Source organism: Alphaproteobacteria bacterium HT1-32 (genome assembly GCA_009649675.1).
Lineage (GTDB): Bacteria > Pseudomonadota > Alphaproteobacteria > Rhodospirillales > HT1-32 > HT1-32.
Window position 1 is genome coordinate 1,515,872 of record WJPL01000001.1, and the last position, 23,241, is coordinate 1,539,112.

Annotated in this window: 21 protein-coding genes; 3 read left to right on the forward strand and 18 right to left on the reverse strand. The window is 60.6% G+C overall.

Annotation, left to right across the window (positions count from 1 at the left end):
* Positions 1-5: 5 nt before the first annotated feature.
* The 7 genes from GH722_07190 to GH722_07220 are packed head-to-tail and all read right to left on the reverse strand — an operon-like array spanning position 6 to position 7,939.
* Positions 6-1,337 (reverse strand): dihydroorotase, encoded by a 1,332-nt coding sequence (locus GH722_07190; GenBank protein ID MRG71545.1) that lies wholly within the window; start codon positions 1,335-1,337, stop codon positions 6-8.
* The gene (gene asnB / locus GH722_07195; protein MRG71546.1) at positions 1,338-3,107 is read right to left on the reverse strand and encodes an asparagine synthase (glutamine-hydrolyzing); all 1,770 of its coding nucleotides are present in this window, start codon (positions 3,105-3,107) and stop codon (positions 1,338-1,340) included.
* Positions 3,107-4,129 (reverse strand): glycosyltransferase, encoded by a 1,023-nt coding sequence (locus tag GH722_07200; protein ID MRG71547.1) that lies wholly within the window; start codon positions 4,127-4,129, stop codon positions 3,107-3,109. The genes asnB and GH722_07200 overlap by 1 nt, the downstream gene beginning before the upstream one ends.
* A 14-nt stretch (positions 4,130-4,143) precedes the next feature.
* On the reverse strand, positions 4,144-5,178 hold the full coding sequence (locus GH722_07205) for a glycosyltransferase (GenBank protein MRG71548.1): 1,035 nt from the start codon (positions 5,176-5,178) through the stop codon (positions 4,144-4,146).
* 3 nt (positions 5,179-5,181) lie between these two features.
* The gene (locus tag GH722_07210; protein ID MRG71549.1) at positions 5,182-5,937 is read right to left on the reverse strand and encodes a glycosyltransferase; all 756 of its coding nucleotides are present in this window, start codon (positions 5,935-5,937) and stop codon (positions 5,182-5,184) included.
* Positions 5,934-6,893 carry a glycosyltransferase family 9 protein gene (locus GH722_07215; GenBank protein MRG71550.1) on the reverse strand — a complete coding sequence of 320 codons (960 nt, stop codon included), beginning with the start codon at positions 6,891-6,893 and terminating at the stop codon, positions 5,934-5,936. The genes GH722_07210 and GH722_07215 overlap by 4 nt, the downstream gene beginning before the upstream one ends.
* Positions 6,890-7,939 carry a glycosyltransferase gene (locus GH722_07220; protein MRG71551.1) on the reverse strand — a complete coding sequence of 350 codons (1,050 nt, stop codon included), beginning with the start codon at positions 7,937-7,939 and terminating at the stop codon, positions 6,890-6,892. The genes GH722_07215 and GH722_07220 overlap by 4 nt, the downstream gene beginning before the upstream one ends.
* 114 nt (positions 7,940-8,053) lie before the next feature.
* On the opposite strand from GH722_07220, the gene GH722_07225 reads away from it, so the two are divergent.
* Positions 8,054-8,920 carry a folate-binding protein gene (locus GH722_07225; protein ID MRG71552.1) on the forward strand — a complete coding sequence of 289 codons (867 nt, stop codon included), beginning with the start codon at positions 8,054-8,056 and terminating at the stop codon, positions 8,918-8,920.
* Between the two features lie 12 nt (positions 8,921-8,932).
* On the opposite strand, the gene GH722_07230 is transcribed toward GH722_07225, so the two are convergent.
* The 10 genes from GH722_07230 to GH722_07275 all read right to left on the reverse strand — a co-directional run bounded on the left by GH722_07230 (position 8,933) and on the right by GH722_07275 (position 20,270).
* The gene (locus GH722_07230) at positions 8,933-10,561 is read right to left on the reverse strand and encodes a diguanylate cyclase (protein MRG71553.1); all 1,629 of its coding nucleotides are present in this window, start codon (positions 10,559-10,561) and stop codon (positions 8,933-8,935) included.
* A 12-nt stretch (positions 10,562-10,573) separates the two neighbouring features.
* Entirely contained in the window at positions 10,574-11,629 is a 1,056-nt protein-coding gene (locus GH722_07235; protein MRG71554.1) for a methylmalonyl Co-A mutase-associated GTPase MeaB, read from the reverse strand.
* Complete coding sequence (locus tag GH722_07240) at positions 11,521-14,184, reverse strand: pyruvate, phosphate dikinase (protein ID MRG71555.1); 2,664 nt, start codon at positions 14,182-14,184, stop codon at positions 11,521-11,523. Before GH722_07240 ends, GH722_07235 begins: the two co-directional genes overlap by 109 nt.
* Before the next feature lie 16 nt (positions 14,185-14,200).
* Positions 14,201-16,270: a glycine--tRNA ligase subunit beta gene (locus GH722_07245; GenBank protein MRG71556.1), complete on the reverse strand. Its 2,070-nt coding sequence runs from the start codon at positions 16,268-16,270 to the stop codon at positions 14,201-14,203.
* On the reverse strand, positions 16,270-17,169 hold the full coding sequence (locus GH722_07250; GenBank protein ID MRG71557.1) for a glycine--tRNA ligase subunit alpha: 900 nt from the start codon (positions 17,167-17,169) through the stop codon (positions 16,270-16,272). The genes GH722_07245 and GH722_07250 overlap by 1 nt, the downstream gene beginning before the upstream one ends.
* A gap of 88 nt (positions 17,170-17,257) precedes the next feature.
* Entirely contained in the window at positions 17,258-17,671 is a 414-nt protein-coding gene (locus GH722_07255) for a GFA family protein (GenBank protein ID MRG71558.1), read from the reverse strand.
* Positions 17,672-17,897: 226 nt separating this feature from the next.
* Positions 17,898-18,860 carry a TauD/TfdA family dioxygenase gene (locus GH722_07260; GenBank protein ID MRG71559.1) on the reverse strand — a complete coding sequence of 321 codons (963 nt, stop codon included), beginning with the start codon at positions 18,858-18,860 and terminating at the stop codon, positions 17,898-17,900.
* Positions 18,790-19,059 (reverse strand): hypothetical protein, encoded by a 270-nt coding sequence (locus tag GH722_07265; protein ID MRG71560.1) that lies wholly within the window; start codon positions 19,057-19,059, stop codon positions 18,790-18,792. The genes GH722_07260 and GH722_07265 overlap by 71 nt, the downstream gene beginning before the upstream one ends.
* A 94-nt stretch (positions 19,060-19,153) precedes the next feature.
* Entirely contained in the window at positions 19,154-19,636 is a 483-nt protein-coding gene (locus tag GH722_07270) for a YaiI/YqxD family protein (GenBank protein ID MRG71561.1), read from the reverse strand.
* Complete coding sequence (locus tag GH722_07275) at positions 19,605-20,270, reverse strand: MBL fold metallo-hydrolase (GenBank protein MRG71562.1); 666 nt, start codon at positions 20,268-20,270, stop codon at positions 19,605-19,607. Before GH722_07275 ends, GH722_07270 begins: the two co-directional genes overlap by 32 nt.
* Before the next feature lie 144 nt (positions 20,271-20,414).
* Here GH722_07275 and ettA point away from each other — a divergent pair, with 144 nt between their 5' ends.
* Positions 20,415-22,094, forward strand: a complete 1,680-nt coding sequence (gene ettA, locus GH722_07280; protein MRG71563.1) for an energy-dependent translational throttle protein EttA — start codon at positions 20,415-20,417, stop codon at positions 22,092-22,094.
* 186 nt (positions 22,095-22,280) lie between these two features.
* Positions 22,281-22,754: a hypothetical protein gene (locus GH722_07285; GenBank protein MRG71564.1), complete on the forward strand. Its 474-nt coding sequence runs from the start codon at positions 22,281-22,283 to the stop codon at positions 22,752-22,754.
* 69 nt (positions 22,755-22,823) lie between these two features.
* On the opposite strand, the gene GH722_07290 is transcribed toward GH722_07285, so the two are convergent.
* Positions 22,824-23,213: a 4-carboxymuconolactone decarboxylase gene (locus GH722_07290; GenBank protein MRG71565.1), complete on the reverse strand. Its 390-nt coding sequence runs from the start codon at positions 23,211-23,213 to the stop codon at positions 22,824-22,826.
* Positions 23,214-23,241: the final 28 nt, after the last annotated feature.

Consider the following 23,241-nt stretch of genomic DNA (forward strand, 5'->3'; position numbering starts at 1 on the left):
CGGTTTCAGACGCCCTGGAACCGGACCGGCTGACCGGCAGGTTCGCCCTGCAATTCACCATCACGCATGACGACATTGCCGCGGATCACCGTTGCCATTGGCCAGCCGCGTACCTTGCGCCCGTCGAACGGGGTCCAGCCACATTTGCTGGCGACCCAGTCATTGCTGATGGTGCGTTCCGCCTTCAGGTCGACGATGGTCAGGTCGGCGTCATAGCCACGGGCAATACGGCCCTTGCCGGCGATGTTGTAGATACGCTGCGGGCCGGCGCTGGTCAGATCGACAAACCGCTGCAGGGTCAGGCGCCCGGCGGCGACATGATCCAGCATGATCGGCACCAGTGTCTGTACGCCCGGCATACCTGACGGGCTGGCCGGATACTTCCCGGCTTTTTCTTCGAGCGTGTGTGGTGCGTGATCGGAGCCGATGACATCGACAACGCCCTCTGCCAGAGCGCGCCACAGCCGGTCACGATGGCTGGCATCGCGGATCGGCGGGTTCATCTGGGCCAGTGACCCGAGTTCGCGATAGCAGTCAGGCGCGGTCAGCGTCAGGTGCTGCGGCGTACATTCGACGGTCGCGTAATCCTTTGCGTCTTTCAGCAGCTCCATCTCGTCGCCGGTGGTGATATGCAGCACATGCACCCGGCGGCCGGTTTTCTTTGCCAGCGCAAGAATGCGTTTGGTTGCAAGGATGGCGGTTTCGGCGTCGCGCCAGACCGGATGCATTTCCACGTCGGCACCGCCACGCACCAGTTCGAAGCGCTCCCGCAGACGGGGCTCGTCCTCGGCGTGAATAGCCACCCGTCGAATGCCGTTCGACAGGATCGCTTCCAGCGTCTCGTCATCTTCTGCCAGCAGATCGCCGGTCGAAGACCCCATGAAGACTTTCACACCAGAGCAGCCGGGCAGCTTTTCCAGTTCGTGCAGCCGGTGCGCGTTACCGGCGGATCCGCCAATAAAAAAGGCATGGTCGGTCCAGCTTCGGCCTTTGGCACGATCCAGCTTGTGCTGGAAATCCTCGGCAGTCAGCGTCAGCGGTGACGTGTTCGGCATTTCAAAGAAGGCGGTGACACCGCCCATTGCGGCGGCGGCGGACCCGGTTGCCAGATCTTCCTTATGTTCCAGTCCCGGCTCGCGGAAATGGACCTGGGTATCGATCACCCCCGGCAGAACATGCAAACCCATCGCGTCGAAAGTGTGTTCGGCCTTGGCGGACCCAAGGGCACCGACGGCTTCGATGCGGCCATTGCGAATTCCGATATCAGCGGCAGCCAGCGCGCGGCCCGGCAAAACACAGGTACCCTTGCGTACAATCAGATCAAACTTGTCGTCCATTTAACCAGCCTCCGCCAATACATCAAAAACATCACCATCCGGCAGCATTCCCAATCCGTGCCGCCGATGCCAGAGCGCATAGAACAGCAGGCTCCAGGCGGCGAAACCCTGTTCGGGTTTCAGGGAGGAAAAGAACCGGACGATATCCTGTGAGTCGGCAATCTGTCCGATTCCCGGCTGGCGTGCAACCAGCTCGCCAAGATGCCGGCCTTTTGCGGCGATCCATTCCCCCACGGGAACAGTGAAACCGCGCTTCGGTGCAAAGGGTTCGGCCTCCGGCATCTGCTGTTCCAGCCAGCGGCGCAGCAACCATTTTCCCTGTTTGCCACGTATCTTCATCCCGTCGGGCAGTCTTGCCGCAACGGCAGCGACAGCAGGGTCAAGAAAGGGTGTGCGTCCCTCGACACCATTCGCCATCAGACAGCGGTCGAGTTTTGTCAGCAGGTCATGGGGCAGCCAGTCATCGCAATCAATCGTCTGCAGTCGCTGTAGCGGCGTCAGGTCAGCACGCTGCCCGGCGGCGGCTTCACTCAGGGCGATGCCGTCGCGCCAGCCTGTCAGGTCGGGGCGCAACAGGCCCAGCCCGTCAAAAGTACCTTTCGCCCGCATGGGTCGGCCACCAAGCCAGCGATGGCGCAGCGCGCGCCGATAGCGCCCATAGCCACCGAACAGCTCGTCTCCCCCCTCGCCGCTGAGGACAACCTTCAGATCCTGCCGGGCGGTGGCAGCCAGTTTCCAGGTCGGCAGGGTGGCATAATCGGCCACCGGGTCATCCAGTGCGGCAGCGACCTCAGGCAACAGGGACCAGAAATCGTCTTCGCCAAAGGGAACTTCGATTACTTCTGCGCCTGCGGCTTCTGCAACCTTGCGGGCGTGGGAACGTTCGTCACGCGCAGCGGTTTCCGGAAACCAGGCCGTGTAAGCCTGGACCGGTTTGTCGTTCAGCCGCCGCATGGCCGCCAGAACAGCGGTGGAGTCGATGCCGCCGGACAGAAACAGGCCATAGGGAACATCCGACCGCTGATGCAGTTCAACGCTGTCCATCAGCGCATCATCCAGCGCCGCCAGTGCCTCTGATTCAGAGGTCAGGGCCGGCCCCGGCTCCTGAGGCCATGCGGGAAGGCGTTGCCGTTCCGCAATCCGGCCATCCCGGATGGTCAGGGTTTCGCCTGGCAGCAGGCGCTCAATACCGGGAAATATCGTCTGGCTGCCTGTGGTGAACTGAAGCTGCAGCAATTCAGCCCGCTTTTCCGGGTCGATATCTGCGGCACCGGTATCACCGTCCCGCAGCGCCTGCGGCTCGGAGGCGAAGCTGACACCGTCACTGCCGGATTTCACATAAAGCGGTTTGATGCCGAAGGGGTCGCGGGACAGGATGACATCGCCGGTTGCCTGATCATGCAGGGCGATGGCGTACATCCCGCGGAGGGCCGCCGGGAAACCTGCCCCGTCTCGGTTATACAGAATCAGGGGGGGTTCGCAGTCGGAACGGGTCTGCCAGTCCTGCGGGGCCAGCATGTCGCGGAGTTCGAGATAATTGTAGATCTCGCCATTGGCGACGAGATGGGTGTCCTCCGGGCCGTGCAGGGGCTGGTCGCCGGTATCCAGATCAATGATTGCCAGCCGGGTCTGCACAAAGCCGACATTCCCTGCCAGCCACTGTCCCTGCCCGTCAGGCCCGCGATGAGCCAGTGCAGTCGCAAAGCGGTCGAGGATGCCTTGCGATACGGTATCGCCCGGCCGGCGAATCTGGCCGGCGATACCACACATCAGCTGAGAACCTTCTCGAAGAACTGCCGGTATTGTTCGACAACAACCTTCTCGGTGTATTCTGCCTTGTATTTCTTCCAGCCATTGGTTGCCAGGCGCTCGGCCAGGTCATCATCCCGCAACAGGCGCTTGATCTGCTTCGCCAGTGCGGTTGAATCATCAACCGGTGCCAGCAGGCCATTGACACCTTCGGTAATCAGCATGCCGGGGCCGAGAGAATCCGCAGCAATGACCGGGCGGCCATGTGCCCAGGCTTCAATCACCACATTGCCAAGGGGTTCATGCCGTGACGGGCAGACGAAATAGTCGCAGGCCGCCATCAAAGCGGGCATGTCGGTGCGCCAGCCGAGGAAGCGCACGCGGGGACGCACCCCGATGCGCTCCGCCAGTGCCTGCAGGTCTTCCTTCAGCGGGCCTTCACCGGCCAGCCACAGATAGGCGTCCGGCAGTTTGGCCAGCGCATGAAGCAGGACATCGAAGGCCTTGTTTTCATGCAGTCTTCCGAGTGCCAGCAGAAGCGGTGCTCCGTCCGGAGTGTGCAGCGGTGCACGGGCCACCGGTTCAGCCTGTTCGGCGGTGACAAAATTCGGCAGGTAATGTGCCCGGTCAGCCGGCCATCCTTTGCCGATGATATGGTCGACAATATCCTGCGTGTTGCCGATCAGATGCTTGCAGCTCTCGTAATATTTCAGATCGTAATAACCGCCGAGGCGGCCGACCTGGACATATTTACCCTTCGGACAGAACTGGCTGGCCCGGTTCATCCAGGTCAGCACAACATCCGGCTTGAAGTCGCGGATTTCCCGGCGGAATGCCAGCCGGGACCCGATATCCATGGCCCCTCCGAACTTGACGGGACGAACGTCGCAGCCGGCAATACGCAGCCGTTCAAGACGGTCGCCGATCGGGCGCACAAGAACGCGCTGCTCAATATCGGTGCGGGTAACGGCACTCGCCAGCCGCACGAAGAACTCTTCCGCCCCGCCGAACTCTGCCCCGGCCATGGCTTGCATCAGTCTCATTGGTTTCTCCGCATTCAGGGCAGCAGTTGTTCAAATCGGGCTGCCGCTTCCGGCCAGCCCCACAGGCGTTGTCTGGCCAGCGATGCCTGTTGCTGGTGACGCCAGAGTGCATCATCGGTCAGGATTTTGACTGCTGCTTCTGCAAAGCCGGCATCGTCACCGCGAATATAACCTGTTTCGCCATCAACCACCCGCTCTATGACGCTGCCGATGGGCTGGACGACACAGGGCAGGCCCAGCGCCTGTGCTTCGGCCAGCGCATAGCAGAAGGTTTCATTGATATCGCCCCGGTACAGCATCACCCGGGAGGCCAGCAATTCATCGATCAGTTCGGCCTTGCGGACCGGTTCGCGCAGCACGACACCGCTCTCGGCCATTCCCCAGGCACGCTGCAGGACCTTGCGCATGGGCCCGGCCTTGTCGATACCGGCCTGGCCATAGGTGCCGGGGCCACAGAACAGATGCAGTTCTGCTGCCGGAACCTGCGGTCTGATCCGCTCATTCCAGACATCCAGCAGCCAGTCCAGTCCGCGCAGGGGATTCGAGGTGAAAATGGCACGGGGCGGCGGAATGTCTTTGGCCGGTTCGGGGTCGAGAAACAGCCGGGTAATGCCATAGGGGATGACATGACGTTTGCCGCCGGGTGCCCAGCGGGGATAGGTCGTGGCGTGATAATCGCCGATGAAGACGATGTCCGGCTTAACCTTCCAGAGCTTTGCCATGTAACGCATCTTGACCATGTAGGTCGATGGATTATGCGTCCAGAACACATGCTTGCGGGCAGATGGCAGGGCGTCGATCAGCTTGTCGCCGCGATTGGCAATATACATGTCCGGCCCGTCCGGCAGACCCTGTGCAATGGGCCGCCAGCTCACGCCTTTATGGGTGATGGCTTCCGCACAGTTGTTGCAGACCGTGACATCGTGACCACGCGCCGCAAATTCTTCTGCCAGAGCGGTGAAGGCGGATTCTGCCCCGCCAAGGGGGGATGCTTCTGCAACGCGGCCGTCGAAGCGGATTCCGTCGTCGGCCATGACGATACGGGCCATCAGCTATTCCTTCTCCAGCCTGGCTTTGAGATGCGACATCAGCGGATACATACCGGCGAACAGGGCAATGAGGAAACCATATCCGCCTTCCCGATAACCTTTTCGGGAGATGTAGCATTTGAAAAAGCGTGAAAACAGCCGTCGTACATTGTTTGCCGTCGAACCCCATGTCTCACCGGCATCCCGCAGGTCGCGGGCACGGGCGGTTGAATAATTGTCGAGCCTGCGGATCATACTGGAGATGTTTTTGTCGACATCATGGCGCAGTCGCGATTTCAGCATGGGTCCTTTCCGGCCCGACCATTCCAGTGGCGGGTGGACCCGCTGCCGGGCCCATTTCTTGACGCCGCGCCGGAACAGGCCGGGATAGGCCGCTTTTCCGAAAGAGGCCCCCCAGCCATGGCGGACCAGCCGGTTGCCGATATAGTTATCGACCGGAATTTCGTGCCAGTCGAAGCTTGTGGTGGCAATGGTCTGCCGGATTTCAGCCGCCAGCTCTGCGCTGACGGTCTCATCCGCATCGACTTCCAGTATCCAGTCGCACTGACAGGCGTCGATTCCCGCATTCCGGCGATCGCCTTCAATTTCCCAGGAACCGTCGATCAGCCGGTCAGTATGGCGGGCGGCGATCTCGCGCGATCCGTCTGTGCATTTGTCGAGGAGCACCACCAGTTCATCGCCAAAGTTCAGATGGGTCAGGCAATGGTCGAGGCGGGCTTCCTCGTTATGAACGGAAATGACAATCGAGAGCGTGGTCATGCTGCGCGCATCCTGACATTCTGCCACAGGTCACTGACGGCCGTTTCAACCGCATCGACCGTCAGGCTGTCCATCAGGCTGTCGGACGTCCGGTGATCGAAATCTGCCGGGAAGATGCTGTCGAAATCTTCTTTCGTCCGGACGACCCGGCTGTCGAACCCCCAGGGTGCATAATGTCGCTCGTTGCTGGGGCCAAACAGGCCGACGGTCGGAATTCCGGCTGCTGCGGCCAGATGCATGACGGCTGAATCATTGCCGATATAGATGTCACAGCGTTTCAGGCAGGCCGCTGCGGTCAGAAGGCTGATCGCCCCGACCAGGTCGATCAGGCGGCCTGCCGGGATGGCGTCGAGCACGGGCCGGGCATCATCGCGTTCGTCGGGGCCACCAAAAACGGCGATTCGGGCATTCGGAAACAGCCCGTTACTGGCGGTGAGCCGTTCGGTCAGTTCAATGAAGTGGGCGGGGCGCCATGTTTTTGCCCGCCAGTTCGTCACCGGCCCGATGCCGATAATCTGCTGGCCGTCGGGCAGCCGTTTCCTGGCCTCGTCATGATGGTGATCGGTTGTCCAGACATGGGGTGCCGGTGGCTCGGGCAGGTTGAACAGGTCGCCAAGCTGGCGAACCCGGTGAACCTGCTCGTCTGTTCGCTTGAGGATAAAGCGCCGTTTTGCCAGCAACAGCCAGGAAATGGCAGAACGACGGAGATCAACCACCATATCCCACCGGGTAAAAGCCGTTTCACGCCACAATCCCAGCCAGTGGCCGGCATGGCGTTGTTTCACCATGACGATGACCCGCTCGACATTCGGGGTCGCTTCAAAAAGCGGCGCGGCATGTTCGCCGGCGGCAATTGTGATCCGGGCTTGCGGATGCAGACGGCAGAGGTAATCAACCAGCCCGGTAGACAGCACACCGTCGCCGATCCGGGTTGAGGTGATGAACAGAATTTTCATCGGCTGGCCACAAAATCCACCAGTTCCCGTGCGGCATTTTCCCAGCTTCGCTTCTGGCTTTGTTTGCGGGCGGCGGCCTGAGCAGCGGCATGCGTGCCATCATCACTGATGACAAGCCGGGCCAGATTGACGAAGGCATCTTCATCCGGCGCAATAAAGCCGGTTTCGCCATCGACGATCCGTTCGCTGACAGCGCCGCCGGGCAGCGCCACAACAGGCACACCGGCGGCCTGGGCTTCGTGGACGCCCAGCGCCAGCATGTCATTCTTCTGGCCGATATGCAGATGCAGCCGCGCAGACAGCAGTTCATCTGCCATTGCGGCATCGCCCATCGGACGATGAACGGTGACACGATGTTCCCGGGCCAGCCGTGCCATTGCAACACAGGGTGCGATATCCTCGTCATGGTCAGCCCCCAGCAGGGCGTGATCCAGCAGCATGGAATAGACCCGCAGCTGTGCGGTCGGGGCTTCCGGCGCGATGCGCTCAATCCAGAGCCGCAGGATATCCGTCAGCCCGTGCCGCGGATGAGCTGTCGTGGTGACAACCGGCGCGGCAGGCTGGGCTTCAGGCCGGTCCCCCAGGTAGGACGGGCGGGCGGCGGGGGCCATGACGAACCGGGGCAGATCGGCGATTGTGTCGAAGGTTGAGGGATGGATATCGTCCGTCTGCATCTGGCTCTGAAAGATCAGATGGGGCCGGGTACTCAGAATGGCCTCGCGCGCCTTCGGTTTGGTCAGGTAACCGGGCGGGGCGGCGACCAGCAGTGCCTTTAAATCCGCGTCTGCGACCATCTTGAGAAGCGAGGGTTTACGATGGGCGATCAGCAGATCGCAACTGCTCAGGTTGGCCTGGGCCAGCGGTGTCCATTGCGCGCCGTCACATCTGACCGGAAAGCCGCAGCGATTGAAGACACTGACCTCGTGGCCAAGCTGCGCCAGGGCACCGGCAAGGCTGGCAAAAATCTTTTCGGCGGCTCCCAGCGGCTGCGAGGCCGGGGTGTAGCCGTCAAAAGACAGGGAATCGTCGATCATTGTGATACGCATGTCTGATTTATTATGACGCCGGTAACAGCCGGGCAAGCCTTGTCAGGCCCGGTCATACGTTCCACCTATGGGGATCACAGGACAATCTCCCCCGATCAAAGGAGCAGGAAGGTAATGTCAGACGTAAAATTAGCGGGTTTGCCGGACCGTGGTGTGCTGCGAATTGATGGCGAAGACCGGGTCGCCTTTCTGCAGGGGCTGGTCTCGAATGATGTCAGCCGGGTTGGGGCAGACCGGGCGATTTATGCTGCTTTGCTGACACCGCAGGGCAAGTTCCTGCATGATTTTTTCATCGCCGCCATCGGGGACAGCCTGCTGATTGACTGCGAGGGCGACCGGCGGGATGACCTGTTCCGTCGCCTGCGCCTGTATCGTCTGCGGTCAAAGGTTGAGCTGACGGATGTGACGGAAGAACTGGCGGTTCATGCGGCCTTCGGTAAAGGGGCAGCCGGGCTCGCCGGAGAAAATCCGTCTGCCGGTCAGGCAATGCCGAACGGTGAGGGTGTCAGTTTTGTTGATCCCCGCCTTGCCGGTGCCGGTCTGCGCTACATTCTGCCTGCCGGAACATCTCCGGAGACCGGCGATCTGCCTGTCTCGGCGGCAACGGCGGATGATTATGATCGCTGGCGTCTGTCGCTGGGTCTGCCGGATGGCAGCCGCGACATGGTGGTCGAGAAGGCAATTCTGCTGGAAAGCGGCTTCGAGGCCCTGAACGGCGTCGATTTCGACAAGGGCTGCTACATGGGCCAGGAGCTGACGGCGCGCACGAAATATCGCGGGCTGGTCAAAAAACGCCTGATGCCGGTCCGGATTGCAGGTGATCTGCCGGAGCCGGGTACAGCGATCATGGCCGGTGACCGTGATGTTGGTGAAATCCGGTCGGGTCGCGGTGATCTGGCAATGGCGCTGGTGCGGCTGGACGCGCTGGAAGCGGGAGAACTGACAGCAGCTGGCCTGAAGGTGACGCCAGCGGCAAGCTGATCCGGGGCTGGGTCAGTTGTCTGCGGCGACAACCCTGTTCCGGCCGGACTGCTTGGCCTTGTACATGGCCTCGTCGGCGATTTCGGTCAGATCCTGGTCTTCAGATCTGAATTCGGCAACGCCACAGCTGAAACTGCAGGTGAAGGTGCCTTCGCTGCTGTTATGGGCAACCTGCGAGAAGCTTTCGCGGAAGTCGTCGAGGATTTTGCGGGCGGTCTCCAGGTCGGCACCGGGCAGAACAGCGGCAAACTCCTCGCCACCATAGCGCCCGACGATATCCGTCTTGCGTAACCGCTGAACCAGCATCCGTGACAGGGTCTTGATGACCCGGTCGCCGGTCGGGTGGCCGTAACTGTCATTCACCTGCTTGAAGTGGTCGATGTCGATAAGGGCGAAGGACATGGGCTGTCCGGTCCGCACGGATCGCGAGATTTCGACCTCCAGCCGCTGTTTGATGGTGGTGTGATTCAGCAGACCGGTGAGGCTGTCCTGACTGATCCGGGCCCGGAGATTGCGGAACCGCCGGGCGCGTGTAGTGACGGCAGAAACCAGATCCGATGCGCTGACCGGCTTGTTCAGAAAATCGTCGGCGCCCCGCCGCAATGCCAGAAACTGGGCGTCGATATCATGTTCACCGGACAGAAAGATGATGGGAACCCCGTCGAATTCTTCCTTCTGACGCAGGGTGCCTGCCATCTCGTCGCCACTGCAAATCGGCATATAGAGATCGGTGACGATCATTTCCGGATCGAATTCCGTACTGGCAACCAGCACTTCGGTCGGGTCGGTGATGCTGCGGCATTCCATCCCGGCGGCTTCGAGGATCATGGTGTAGTAGTCGGCAAGGCTGGCATCGTCATCAATGATCAGCACCCGGATCGGTGCCTGCCCTGATGGCGGCGACAGGCGGTCCAGCGTGTCGACGATATCGACATCCGTGACCGGCCAGACCAGAAAGGCATTACTGCCGCACCGCAGGGCCTTCAGCCGGGATTTGAAGTCGTCATGGTCAGACAGAATAATCAGCGGCGGTGGTGTGGCGCGCCAGTTGTTCCGGTCCGTCAGCTGTTCAATCACCCCTGCGCCGTAATCCAGCAGCGAGATATCGATCAGGATGGCTGTCGGATTATCGATATCCTCCAGACCGTCTTCAACTTCGGCAGCGGATTTGCGGACAACCGAATAGCCGAAGCTGCCCAGATTTCCCAGTGCCTCGGTGGTGTCTGAGTCCAGATCACCCACCTGCAACAGTGTATTCGTGACAATATGGTCGGAGAGTTTTTCCGGGCCTTCTGTGGTTTCGGGGTCGGCAATGCTTGCCGCTGCTTCCCGCAACAGGGCGATGCGCTCGCTGATCCGGTCATGATCGATATTGCTCAGTCGCGGCTTTTCCAGCAGCGGTGTTACGGCTTCTTCAAGGCCGGATGCTACGGCACCAAGCTGCGTGAACCCGAAGGAGCCGGCTCCGCCGGCAAGCCGGTGGGCATGATAACGGATGTTGGCCATGACAACCGGTGACTTTTCACCGCCGCCCAGCAGGGCCTGCCAGGCTGCCGTGATGATACCGATCTTTTCACTGATGGTATCTGTATAATCCTGTCGCAACTTGGCGAGGCGATTCTCGATATCGTTGCTCACCACTTGCTCTCCTGCTCACCGACTCGGGCCATTATGTGTGCCGGATGACGGATTGCACAAGCAATGGCGTGTCCGGAACGGAGCTTTGAGCCTCTCTGCTGTCAGTTCCGGAAGGTCTGCCAGGCCACGCTTTCCGAACGCATCGCGAACGGTATCCTGAAGCCAGGCTTTCGCCTGTTCGTCGCGACCCTGTTGCAGACGGCTCCCTGACGCCAGCCATCCAGCATGCCGGTCGATGGCGGCATTCAGCTCCGTCAGTCCTGTCCGGGCACGCGCGGAAACAGAAACAATACCGGTCTGCCAGCCACCGCGCCTGTTCCCGGTTACGGAAAGGGCGCCTTCTGCATCGGCTTTGGCGCGGCGGGCTTCGATGGTCATGTCGGCTTTGTTGATGACCAGAATATGCGGCAGTTCGACCAGCCCGGACTTGATGAATTGCAGGCTGTCACCGGATGCTGGCTGAATGCAGAGCAGAACCGTGTCGGCAATACCAATGACATCGGATTCCGACTGGCCGACGCCAACGGTTTCGACCAGCACGATATCGAACAGGCTGCGCATCAGCGCGACCACGGGGAAGGTGGCCACTGACAACCCGCCCAGCCGGTCTCCTGCCGACAGCGAGCGGACGAAAACACCGTCGTCTTCCGGGTCCAGCCGCAGCCGGATACGGTCACCAAGCAGGGCGCCGCCACTGAGTTTTGAAGACGGGTCGATGACGACAACACCAACGGTTTTGCCGAGCGCCCGATAGTCACGGATCATGACATCCAGCAGGCTCGATTTACCGACACCGGGCGGCCCGGTCAGGCCAATGACATGCGCCTGTGGTTGCTGCCATGCCCTGTCCAGCAGATCGGTGACCTCTGTTCCCGGGTCAGGAACCTCCGCCCGGGCCAGGGCCCGGGATATTGCCGTCTTTCCACCCAGACGCAGGGTCTCCGGCGTGACAGCTGCTTCGATCACATATCGTCCAGGGCTGCGTGGGCGGCGGCAAGGCGGGCCACCGGAACGCGGTAAGGCGAACAGGAGACGTAATCCAGGCCGATGCGGTGGCAGAAGAAGACCGATGAGGGGTCTCCGCCATGCTCGCCACAGATACCAAGCTTGATGTCAGGCCGTGTCGAGCGACCCCGCTCAACAGCAATTTTGACCAGTTCGCCAACACCTTCCTGATCCAGAGACACAAACGGATCGGTCTCGTAGATACCCATGGCCTGATAGCGCTCAAGGAATTTTGCGCTGTCATCACGGGACAGGCCGAAGGTGGTCTGAGTCAGGTCGTTGGTGCCGAACGAGAAGAATTCTGCGGTTTGTGCAATCTCGGCGGCCTGTAAGCAGGCCCGTGGCAACTCGATCATGGTACCGACCAGGAAGGCCGTGCGTTCACCGGTTTCCGTGAACACATCTTCAGCGATGGCCCGGACACGTTCGGTCAGGATATCCAGTTCCTTGCGGGCGCCAACCAGCGGAATCATGATTTCCAGTCCGGTCTCGACACCCCGTTCGGCTTTCACGGCCAGTGCGGCTTCAAGAATGGCGCGGGCCTGCATTTCATAGATCTCGGGGAAGCTGATACCAAGCCGGCAGCCGCGATGACCCAGCATCGGATTGGTTTCGCTGAGCTGCTGCGCGCGCTGGACGACAACATCGACATTCACCCCGGCGGCATTGGCGACTTCCTGCATTTCCGATTTTGAAACCGGCAGGAATTCATGCAGGGGCGGGTCAAGCAGGCGAATGGTCACCGGACGGTCTTCCATGATCCGGAACAGCTCGATAAAATCTTCGCGCTGGTAGGGAAGGATCTTGTCGAGCGCCTTGCGGCGGTCTTTCTCGGAATCTGCGACGATCATTTCGCGGACAGCAACAATGCGGGCCGGTTCAAAGAACATATGTTCGGTCCGGCACAGACCAATACCTTCCGCCCCGAACTTGATCGCGGTTGCGGCGTCCAGCGGGGTTTCCGCATTGGTGCGGACCTTCAGTCGGCGGACGGCATCGACCCATTCCATCAGGGTGCCGAAATCGCCGGTCAGTTCCGGCTGGATGGTTGGCACTTCGCCGCGCATGACCTCACCGGAGGCGCCATCAAGGGTGATGATTTCGCCTTCGCCGAGGACCAGTTCGCCAATACGGGCGGTGCGGCTTTGCTCGTCGATGTTCAGCTGTCCGGCACCGGCAACGCAGGGCCGGCCCATACCACGGGCCACCACGGCGGCGTGGCTGGTCATGCCACCCCGTGCTGTCAGGATACCCTGCGCGGCATGCATGCCGCTGATATCTTCGGGGCTGGTTTCCAGCCGTACCAGAATGACTTTTTCACCCTTCTGGGCGCGTTCTTCTGCCTCATCAGCGGTAAAGGCGATCTTGCCCGAAGCAGCGCCGGGTGATGCGGGCAGACCCCGCAGAATGACATTGCGCGGCGCTTTCGGATCCAGCGTCGGATGCAGCAACTGGTCGAGCTGACCGGGTTCCACCCGCCGGATGGCGGTGTTCTGGTCGATGATGCCTTCACGGGCCATGTCGATGGCAATCTTCAGGGCGGCCTGTGCGGTGCGCTTCCCTGCACGGGTCTGCAGCATCCAGAGCTTGTCTTTCTGGACCGTGAACTCCATGTCCTGCATGTCGCCGTAATGGTTTTCCAGCCGGTCGCGGATGGCGCAAAGCTCGCCGAAGACTTTCGGCATGACTTCTTCCATGGACGGCAGGTCCGATCCGCCGGCTTCCTTGCCTGCGGTCGTCAGATATTGCGGGGTGCGGATACCGGCAACGACATCTTCGCCCTGGGCATTCACCAGATATTCGCCGTAGAAAATATTGGCACCGGTTGACGGGTCACGGGTGAAGCAGACGCCGGTGGCGCAGTCCTCGCCCATATTACCGAAGACCATGGCCTGCACATTGACGGCTGTGCCCCATTCCTGAGGGATGTCATGCAGACGGCGGTAGGTCTTCGCCCGGGCATTCATCCAGGATCCGAACACCGCGTCAATGGCCCCTTTCAGCTGAACCATCGGGTCCTGCGGGAAAGGTTCGCCCAGTTCTTCCTCGACCTTGGCCTTGTACTGGTCGACCAGTACGCGCCAGTCATCGGCGGTCAGGTCAGTATCGAGCGCATAGTCCTTGTCGTCCTTGGCAAGGTCGAGCAGTTCCTCAAACAGGCCGTGATCGACGCCCAGCACCACATCGCCATACATCTGGATGAAGCGGCGATAGCTGTCATAGGCGAAGCGGGCATCTCCGCTGGCGGCAGCCAGACCTTCGACGGTTACGTCATTGAGGCCAAGATTAAGCACGGTATCCATCATGCCCGGCATGGAGGCACGGGCGCCGGAACGGACAGAAACCAGTAACGGGTTGGCGGCATCGCCGAATTTCATGCCGACGGCGGCTTCAACCTGGCTGAGGGCGGCCTGCAACTGATCGTCAAGATCGGACGGATAGGTCCGGTCGTTCTCGTAATAGGCTGTGCAGACTTCGGTGGTGATGGTAAAGCCGGGCGGCACCGGCAGACCAAGATTGCACATCTCGGCCAGGTTCGCCCCCTTGCCACCGAGCAGATTCTTCATCTCCGCGCTGCCTTCGGCAGTGCCGTCCCCGAAGCTGTAGACCCATTTGGTCATATGCCTGTACCCTGTGTTAGCCTTCGATTTCTGAAAAGAGCGCCACGGATTCCATGACCGATCTGATTTGCGACAGCAGTTTCAGCCGGTTGATCCGGACATCCGCTTCATCTGCATTCACCGTGACGACCTCAAAGAAGCTGTCGACGGGCTTGCGAAGCATCGCCATGGCCGTCATGGCCTGAGCATAATCTTCGTCACGAAGTGCCGCTTTGCACTGTGCTGCAACATCGGTCAAAGCATCAAACAGTTGCTGTTCTTCCTGTTGCGCCAGCAGCGCCTTGTCCGGTTCCGGGCCAAAGCTGGTGGCGTCCTTCTTCTCCTCGATGCGGAGGATATTGTTGGCACGCCGGTAGGCCGCAAGCAGGTTGGTTCCGTCGTCACTGGTCAGCAGACCGGACAGGGCGCCCACGCGGCGCGTCAGGCGCACCAGGTCGTCTTCACCGCCCAGCGCAAAGATTGCGGCGACATGGTCGTGGGCAACACCTTCACCGCGCAGATGGACTTTCAGCCGGTCGGCGAAGAAAGCCATGAGATCACGGTCGATATCTGCCAGCGATGCCGGCAGACGGCCCTGATAAAGGTCGAAACTTTTCGCGAAAACGTCTGACAGCCGCAGCCGGAAACCGTTCTCCAGCAGGATACGGATAACACCGAGGGCCGCACGGCGCAGCGCATAGGGATCTTTCGATCCGGTCGGGGTCTGGCCGATACCCCAGAAACCGACGAGGGTATCGATCTTGTCAGCCAGCGCCAGCGCCGCAGAGACCGGCGCAGACGGGCAGGCATCTGCCGGGCCGGCAGGTGAATAATGTTCGGCAATGGCATCGGCCACAGCCGCCGGCTCGCCGTCCTGCAGGGCGTAATACCGCCCCATGATGCCCTGTAACTCGGGGAACTCGCCAACCATGCCGCTGACCAGATCGCCCTTGCAGAGGGCCGCTGCGCGACGTGCCATCGCCGGATCGCAATCCGGCAGATGCCCGGCCAGCCATTCGGCAAGCCCGGCCATGCGGTCGACCTTCTGCTGAACAGTGCCGAGGTCGGCGTGGAACACGATGCTGTCGAGGCCGGATGCCTTTGATTCAAGCGTTGAGGCCCGGTCCTGATCCCAGAAGAACTTGGCGTCGGACAGCCGGGCCCGCAGCACCCGTTCATTGCCGCTGGTCACCGTCGCGCCGTCATCCGCGGTCTCGCGGTTGGCGACGAGGATAAACCGGGGAGCCAGCCTGCCGTCTTCGGTTTCGACCGAGAAATATTTCTGGTGACTGCGCATGGAAGTTACCAGCACCTCTGGCGGAACATCCATGAAGGCGTCATCAATCCGCCCCATCAGCGGCACGGGACATTCAACCAGCCCGGCAACCTCATCCAGCAGCCCGGCATCAAGCCGCAGGGTCAGCCCGGCGTCGGAAGCCAGTTTCTCGGCAGCCTGCAGAATGGCCGTCTTGCGATCATCGGCAGAGAGCATGACATGCGCGGCACGCAGTTTGTCGCGATAATCGTCAAAGCCGGTGACGGCAAAGCTGTCCGGAGCCATGAAACGATGGCCGCGGGTTGTATCGCCGGATGACACGGGGTCTGCGGTGAAGGGCACAACCTTGCCGTCGAACAGGCACAGGATGGATTGCAGCGGGCGCACCCAGCGCCGGGAATGATTGCCCCAGCGCATGCTTTTCGGCCAGGGCAGATCATCGATGACGCCCGGCAGGATTTCGGCCAGCAGTTCGGCGGTCGGGCGACCGGGCCGTTCAATCACGGCGAAATAGAACGCACCCTTCGGCGTGTCGCGGGTGATCGCCTGATCCAGCGTGATGCCGCTGCCCCGCAGAAAGCCTTCGACAGCTTTCTCCGGTGCGCCGACTTTCGGGCCGCGGCGCTCCTCGCTGGTATCGGCTGTCGCGACGGCGAGATTGTCGAGCACGACGGTCAGGCGTCGCGGCGTTGCGAATGTCCGTGCCGTCCCTGTCTCCAGACCGGCAGCGGCCAGCCGTGAGGTGATGAGACCGGCAAGATCCTCCGCCGCCCGGTTTTGCATACGGGCCGGAATTTCCTCTGAGAAAATCTCAAGCAGCAATTCAGCCATCAGTCCTGCTCCGTCCCGGTCCGGGTGGTAACCCAGCCCTCCGCACAGGCCTTGGCCAGTGCGCGGACACGGCCGATATAGGCCTGTCGTTCGGTCACGCTGATAACGCCACGGGCATCCAGCAGATTGAAGACATGGCTGGCCTTGATGCACTGGTCATAGGCAGGCAGCACAAGCTGGCCGCCGGTGCCGTCCGGTGAAATCAGCGACTGGCAGGCGCTCTCGGCATCGCGGAACTGACGGAACAGCATATCCGTGTCTGCGCGCGAGAAATTGTGGTGGGAATATTCGACTTCGGCGCGGTGGTAGACGTCGCCATAGCGGGCGCCCTGACCATTCCAGTCCAGATCATAGACGTTCTCGACGCCCTGAATATACATCGCCAGCCGCTCAAGGCCGTAGGTGTATTCAACGGTCACCGGGCTGCAGTCGATGCCGCCGACCTGCTGGAAATAGGTATACTGGCTGACTTCCATGCCATCGCACCAGACTTCCCAACCCAGACCCCAGGCGCCCAGCGTCGGGCTTTCCCAGTCATCTTCGACGAAGCGGAAATCATGCATGTCCGGGTTCAGGCCCAGCGCATAGAGGCTGTTGAGATAGGCTTCCTGCGCGTTCTCCGGTGACGGTTTGAGGACCACCTGGAACTGATAGTAATGCTGCAGCCGGTTCGGGTTTTCACCATAGCGTCCATCGGTCGGACGGCGCGACGGCTGGACATAGGCGGCCTTCCACGGGTCCGGGCCGAGGGCGCGCAGCGTGGTGGCCGGATGGAAGGTGCCGGCACCTACCTCCATGTCATAAGGCTGCAGAATAACGCAGCCATAGTTGGCCCAGTAGGCCTGAAGTTTGAGGATCAGGCTCTGGAAGTCTTTACGGTCAGGATCTAGCGGGCTCATGATGTGACGGTTTGTCGCCGCGGAAAATGTTGCGGTGCAACCTAGTCAGTTGCTCAAACGCGGTCAAGCAACCCGGTCACTCTGTCTGTTACAATGCACCGGACGCGCCCGGAAAAGTCGCGAAACAGGGCGCATCATCAGGCGTCTGATAATAGTCGCCTTTATCCGCTGTAAAGATATGCCGGGCGGTTTTCAGGCCTGTCGGGCTGGTCAGACTGCCAACGGCGATGGAGATGTCGCGGCTGCCGATGACGCGCCAGAACAGGGTCGAACCACAGTTTCCACAAAACCCGCGCTCTGCATAGTCGCTGGACTGATACCATTTCAGGCTGGAATCCGACGTGAAGGAGAGAGTGTCGGCCGCGGTTTCGGTCGATGCCAGGTAATGCCCGGTTGCCTTGCGGCATTGTGTGCAGTGGCAGCAGGAGACGGGTGCCAGATCACCGGACAGGGTGAAGGCAACGTCGCCACAAAGGCAGGAACCGGAATGCAGGCTGCTCATTGGTCACTGTTCCTCGGCTTCTGTGCAGTTTGCCCGCCGGCCGGGCAGGATTTCCCGATAACGGACCAAGGTCATGGTCTCCCGGTTTTTCCGTTGATGCAACTGAAAACGTTCGTCTAATGTTCTCGCAAATCGCGACATGGTTAAGCGATTTGGTAAACGTCAAAAAGACATTTAAATTCAAATGCTTATCAAGAACAAAAATTGAACGAACAAAGTTAACGACTCAGACCGGCCGATCCCCGGCCAGCAGGATCCGGTTCATGCGTCGCGGCTGGTCTCCATAGTCATGATTGGCGCGATGCATGGTGCAGCGGTTATCCCACATCAGGATATCACCCGCCTGCCAGCGGTGGCGGTAGGTGAATTGCGGCTGAGTTGCGTGATCAATCAGATCGTCCAGCAGGGCATCGCCCTCCTCCAGCGGCAGATCGCAGATCTGATGCACCCGGTTCGGGTTGATATAGAGCGCCTTCTGCCCGGTGACCGGGTGTGTGCGGACCAGTGGATGGAAAACCGGCGGTGTCAGGGCTTCTTCTTCCGGTGTGCGGGAGGCGACCTTGCCGAGGTTGCGGCGTGAGAAATAGCGATGTTCGGCCGTCAGGCCGTCAATCTGCTGTTTTCGGGCGGCGGGCAGGGCCTCATAGGCGGCCCGCATATCGGCAAATTCCGTGTCGCCGCCGGTCTGCGGCAGAATTTCGGCCTGCAGGATGGTCACCGCAGAGGGTTCAGCGGTGTAGGAATCGTCCGTATGCCAGGCTTTCCCGATAACGATCTTCTTGCCATCCCCCTTGCTGTCGACCTGATCGCTGGACAGGATCATGATCTCGTTCCGGGTGGGGTGGCGGTATTGTTCATGAAGCTGGGGCTTGGGCTGTCCCAGCTTTGACATGGCACCGACATAGATATCCGGTGTTACCGGCTGATTGCGCAGGCAAAGCACGGGATGACGGCTGAAAGTGTCAGAGACCGTTGTCTCCCAGCCCGACCCGGCCAGATTTGCGTCCACCACCTCTGCGGCGAGCTGATTCTCAGATAACCGGTTAACCTGCATGGATGTCCTCCCTGAACAACTTTTCCGGAAAGCATAACAGCAGACAGGGAGTATGGGGAAGGGGTCAGCGCTGCCGGGTTGTGAGCATCGGGCAGCCTTCATGCTCGCAGGCGCTTTTGCCCGTGTCGGCGACATAGGCCCCGCATTGCCGGCAGGCTACCATGGCGACGGTTTCAGGCTCCGGCTCGGCCTCGGGTGCCGGACGGCGTTTCCTGACCCCGCCCTCCGCCTTTCGCTGGGCGTCGAGGCGGCCGAGAAACTTGAAGCCGTACCAGACCGCAGCGATGATCAGGCCAAGGACAAGCAGCTTTGAAAGACTGGGTAAACCGAACATGCAACCTTGATGCAATCCGCACCGCCCCGGGTCAAGCGGGATGTGGGCTGGAGTGCCTGCCGACTGCCGTGTTTCAGCAGAGGAAAGAGCCGTTTCAGCCCTTCAGTTTCATCCGGACGACAGTTTCCAGTTCATTCAGGAAATTTGACCGGTCCTGTTTGCTGAAGCTGCGCCCGCCGCCGGTGATGGTGCCGGTATCGCGCAGATGGGTCATCAGGTCGCGGGTGGCCAGTGCCATGCCGATACTGGCTTCGTCGAAACGTTTGCCGCCATGGTCGATAACGCCGGACCCGCGTTTCACGCAGCGGTCAGCCAGCGGTATGTCGCGGGTGATGACAATATCCCGCTCGGTGCAGTTCTCGGCAATCCAGTCATCGGCCACATCCGGGCCTTCCGGCACCACCACATTGCGGATCAGCGGGTTGCGTGACGGGCGGATGCCGCCGTTGGAGACCATATGGACAACCAGACCATGCCGGTCGGCGACTTTCTCGACCTCGTCCTTCACCGGGCAGGCGTCGGCGTCGATATAGATTTCCGGCTGTTCAGCCACGGCCCTGTGCCCGGTCTGCCACATAGGGGTTGGAGGCCCGCTCATGGCCGAAGGTCGAGACCTGTCCGTGGCCGGGGACAAAGGCAATATCATCGCCAAGCGGAAACAGCTTGTCGCGGATGGCGCTGATCAGGCTGTCCTGATCGCCACGCGGAAAATCGGTCCGGCCGATGGAGCCCTGAAACAGCACATCGCCGACAAAGGCGATCCGGTTGGCCGCGTCGACAAACACCACATGGCCGGGCGTGTGTCCCGGGCAATGGACGATATCGAAGGTCAGGTTACCCAGCGTGACCTGATCGTCATCATCCAGCCAGCGGTCGGGCGTGAAGCATCGTGCAGGCGGAAAACCGTATTGCGCTGCCTGTTCGACAATCTGGTCGATCCAGAAGACCTCTTCCTTGTGCGGGCCTTCAATCGGTACCTGATAGTGATCGGCCATGTCGGCGACGGCGCTGGCATGATCCAGATGCCCGTGGGTGACGAGAATCTTGGTGATTTTCACCCCGTCGGCGTCGGCCTGGGCGATCAGTTTGTCTGTCTCGCCACCGGGATCGACAAAGGCGCCTTCCATGGTCTCACGGCACCAGACCAGCGAACAGTTCTGCTGGAAAGGGGTGACGGGCAGGATGCGGATATTGATGGTTGGTTCAGTCATGGGCGGAACATAACCTCCCGCGCCGCCCTGTTAAAGAGGCGTCGCACAGGGCCGGATCAGACGCACAGGTTGCAGCAAACGCCTGCTCGGGCTACATACCGGCCCAGCATTCTCACTTTACCTCAGACTCAACGGATCCAGCCAATGGCCGCCTATCAGTATATCTACACCATGAAAAACCTGTCCAAGACCTATCCGGGCGGACGGGAGCTGTTCAAGAACATCAGCCTGTCGTTCCTGCCGGGTGCGAAGATCGGGGTGCTGGGTATCAACGGCGCGGGTAAATCGACGCTGCTGAAGATCATGGCCGGCATTGAAACCGAATTTACCGGTGAAGCCTGGGCCGCTGATGGTGTGAAGGTCGGCTACCTGCCGCAGGAGCCGAAACTGGATGAGTCCAAGAACGTGCTGCAAAACGTTCTGGAAGGCGCTGGCGAGATCAAGGAATACCTCGACAAGTTCGAGGAAGTCTCGATGAAGTTCGGCGAGCCGATGACTGACGACGAGATGAATGACCTGCTGGCCGTACAGGCTGACCTGCAGGAAAAGATCGACGCTGCGGACGGCTGGGAGCTGGAGCGCCGGGTGGAAATCGCCATGGACGCCCTGCGCTGCCCGCCGGGTGATGCGGATGTGGGACCGCTTTCGGGTGGTGAAAAACGCCGGGTTGCGCTCTGCAAGCTGTTGCTGTCGAAGCCCGACATGCTGCTGCTCGATGAACCGACCAACCATCTCGATGCGGAATCCGTCGCCTGGCTGGAGCATTTCCTTGAGGAATATACCGGCACCGTCGTGATCGTGACCCATGACCGTTACTTCCTCGACAATGTGACGGGCTGGATTCTCGAACTCAGCCACGGGCGCGGCTATCCGTATGAAGGCAACTATTCGGCCTGGCTGGAACAGAAACAGAAACGTCAGGAACAGGAAGAGCGCGCCGAGGCGGGCCGTCAGAAAACCCTGTCCCGCGAACTGGAATGGATCCGGCAGTCACCGAAGGCGCGCCAGTCGAAAAGCAAGGCGCGTATCACGGCTTATGAAGATCTGCTGGCCGCTGCGCAGGAACAGAAGATTGAAAGTGCCCAGATTGTCATTCCCGCCGGGCCACGGCTTGGCAATGTGGTGATTGAATCGGAAGGCCTGACCAAGGCGTTCGGTGATCGTCTGCTGATTGATAATCTCAGCTTCCGGCTGCCGCCGGGTGGCATTGTGGGTGTCATCGGCCCGAACGGTGCCGGTAAGACGACCCTGTTCAAGATGATTACCGGCAAGGAACAGCCGACCTCCGGCACCTTCCGCGTTGGTGAGACGGTGCAGCTTGGTTATATCGACCAGAGCCGCGATTCACTGGATGATTCCAAGAATGTCTGGGAAGAAATTTCAGACGGGCTGGACGAAATCTCGCTCGGCAAGGCGACGATGGCGTCACGCGCCTATGTCGGCCGGTTCAATTTCAAGGGCCCGGACCAGCAGAAGAAAGTCGGCAATCTGTCGGGCGGTGAGCGTAACCGCGTTCATCTGGCCAAGATGCTGCGTTCCGGCGCGAATGTGCTGATGCTCGATGAACCGACGAACGATCTCGATGTCGAGACGCTGCGTGCGCTTGAAGATGCGCTGGAGAAATTCGCCGGCTGCGCCGTGGTCATCAGCCATGATCGCTGGTTCCTTGACCGTATCGCCACGCATATTCTGGCCTTTGAAGGCGACAGCCATGTGGAATGGTTCGAAGGCAACTTCGAGGAATATGAAGCGGACAAGAAACGCCGGCTTGGCTCCGACGCCGATCAGCCGCATCGCATCAAGTACAAGCCGCTGGCCCGCTGATATCCTCCCCGGTCAGACGGGGAACTTCTGAGGTTATGTGATCTGCCTGAAACCCCGGTCTGCGCTTCTGTGCGGACCGGGGTTTTATCATTTCTGACTCTTTTCCCGGAACCAACGGGGCTGGTCTTCGTTCTTCTTTCAACGGATGCGGGCAAGACGCCTGCCCCAACAGAAAAGGAGCACAAAATGGCTCGCATGACGAAAATGATGACCCTTGGTTCCACCTCAATCGCAGCAGCAATTCTGCTTTCCGCCTGTGTCGCACCGCAGAGCGTGCCGCCGACGCAGGTCAGTTCGGATACGCCGAGCGTGAAATACGAATATCGCGGCGATGACCAGCTGATCAACGCGAACCAGCGGGCGATGGACTTCTGCGCCCAGTATAATTCGGCACCCGGTAATGCGGTTGTCAGCACCGGCCAGAACGGCAAGACCGAAGTGCGGTTTGACTGTGACCGCCCGCTGCCGCGCCCGGTTGCGACCCTGCCGCCGTCAATTCCTGTGATGACGAAGACCTATCACACGGATCAGCAGCTTGTTGCGGCTTCGCAGAATGCCCAGCGCTATTGCCTGGAACAGGGCAGTACACTGGCCAAGTCGAGCGTCAGCACGAACACTGACGGCAGCCGGACGGCGATTTTTGAATGCACTCCGCGCTGATCTGACAGCGCCTCTTTCCCCGACGGAAAACCCCGGGCCATCTGGTCCGGGGTTTTCCTGTTTCGGGGTTCAGCCTGCGGCTTCTTCATCGGCGGCGGCAAAAACCGCCTTCGCATGGCGCATGCTGTCCAGCGCGGCAGGCATGCCGCAATAGATTGCAGTTTGCAGGATAACCTCGACGATTTCCTCCCGGGTGACACCGTTGTTCAGGGCGCCGCGCAGATGACCGCGCAGCTCGTCCGGACGGTTCAGCGCCGTCAGCATGCCGATATTGATCAGGCTGCGGTCGCGTTTCGGCAGGCCGGGCCGTCCCCAGGTTGCGCCCCAGCCAATTTCCGTGACCAGATCAACCAGCGGTTTCGTCATCTCGTCAGCGGCGGCCAATGACCTGTCGACATGGGCATCGCCCATGACTTCACGGCGCAGTTTCATCCCCAGATCGTAGCGTGCCTGATCCATCTTTTCAGTCTCCGTTTGTTTTGATTGC

Excerpts from the sequence above, each read along its gene's own strand:
- GH722_07190 (MRG71545.1), bottom strand. The coding sequence starts at position 1,337 with ATGGACGACAAGTTTGATCTGATTGTACGCAAGGGTACCTGTGTTTTG.
- asnB (MRG71546.1), bottom strand. The coding sequence starts at position 3,107 with ATGTGTGGTATCGCCGGCCAGATTCGCCGGCCGGGCGATACCGTATCG.
- GH722_07200 (MRG71547.1), bottom strand. The coding sequence starts at position 4,129 with ATGAGACTGATGCAAGCCATGGCCGGGGCAGAGTTCGGCGGGGCGGAA.
- GH722_07205 (MRG71548.1), bottom strand. The coding sequence starts at position 5,178 with ATGGCCCGTATCGTCATGGCCGACGACGGAATCCGCTTCGACGGCCGC.
- GH722_07210 (MRG71549.1), bottom strand. The coding sequence starts at position 5,937 with ATGACCACGCTCTCGATTGTCATTTCCGTTCATAACGAGGAAGCCCGC.
- GH722_07215 (MRG71550.1), bottom strand. The coding sequence starts at position 6,893 with ATGAAAATTCTGTTCATCACCTCAACCCGGATCGGCGACGGTGTGCTG.
- GH722_07220 (MRG71551.1), bottom strand. The coding sequence starts at position 7,939 with ATGCGTATCACAATGATCGACGATTCCCTGTCTTTTGACGGCTACACC.
- GH722_07225 (MRG71552.1), top strand. The coding sequence starts at position 8,054 with ATGTCAGACGTAAAATTAGCGGGTTTGCCGGACCGTGGTGTGCTGCGA.
- GH722_07240 (MRG71555.1), bottom strand. The coding sequence starts at position 14,184 with ATGACCAAATGGGTCTACAGCTTCGGGGACGGCACTGCCGAAGGCAGC.
- GH722_07245 (MRG71556.1), bottom strand. The coding sequence starts at position 16,270 with ATGGCTGAATTGCTGCTTGAGATTTTCTCAGAGGAAATTCCGGCCCGT.
- GH722_07250 (MRG71557.1), bottom strand. The coding sequence starts at position 17,169 with ATGAGCCCGCTAGATCCTGACCGTAAAGACTTCCAGAGCCTGATCCTC.
- GH722_07255 (MRG71558.1), bottom strand. The coding sequence starts at position 17,671 with ATGAGCAGCCTGCATTCCGGTTCCTGCCTTTGTGGCGACGTTGCCTTC.
- GH722_07260 (MRG71559.1), bottom strand. The coding sequence starts at position 18,860 with ATGTCGCCGACACGGGCAAAAGCGCCTGCGAGCATGAAGGCTGCCCGA.
- GH722_07265 (MRG71560.1), bottom strand. The coding sequence starts at position 19,059 with ATGTTCGGTTTACCCAGTCTTTCAAAGCTGCTTGTCCTTGGCCTGATC.
- GH722_07270 (MRG71561.1), bottom strand. The coding sequence starts at position 19,636 with ATGTGGCAGACCGGGCACAGGGCCGTGGCTGAACAGCCGGAAATCTAT.
- GH722_07275 (MRG71562.1), bottom strand. The coding sequence starts at position 20,270 with ATGACTGAACCAACCATCAATATCCGCATCCTGCCCGTCACCCCTTTC.
- ettA (MRG71563.1), top strand. The coding sequence starts at position 20,415 with ATGGCCGCCTATCAGTATATCTACACCATGAAAAACCTGTCCAAGACC.
- GH722_07285 (MRG71564.1), top strand. The coding sequence starts at position 22,281 with ATGGCTCGCATGACGAAAATGATGACCCTTGGTTCCACCTCAATCGCA.
- GH722_07290 (MRG71565.1), bottom strand. The coding sequence starts at position 23,213 with ATGGATCAGGCACGCTACGATCTGGGGATGAAACTGCGCCGTGAAGTC.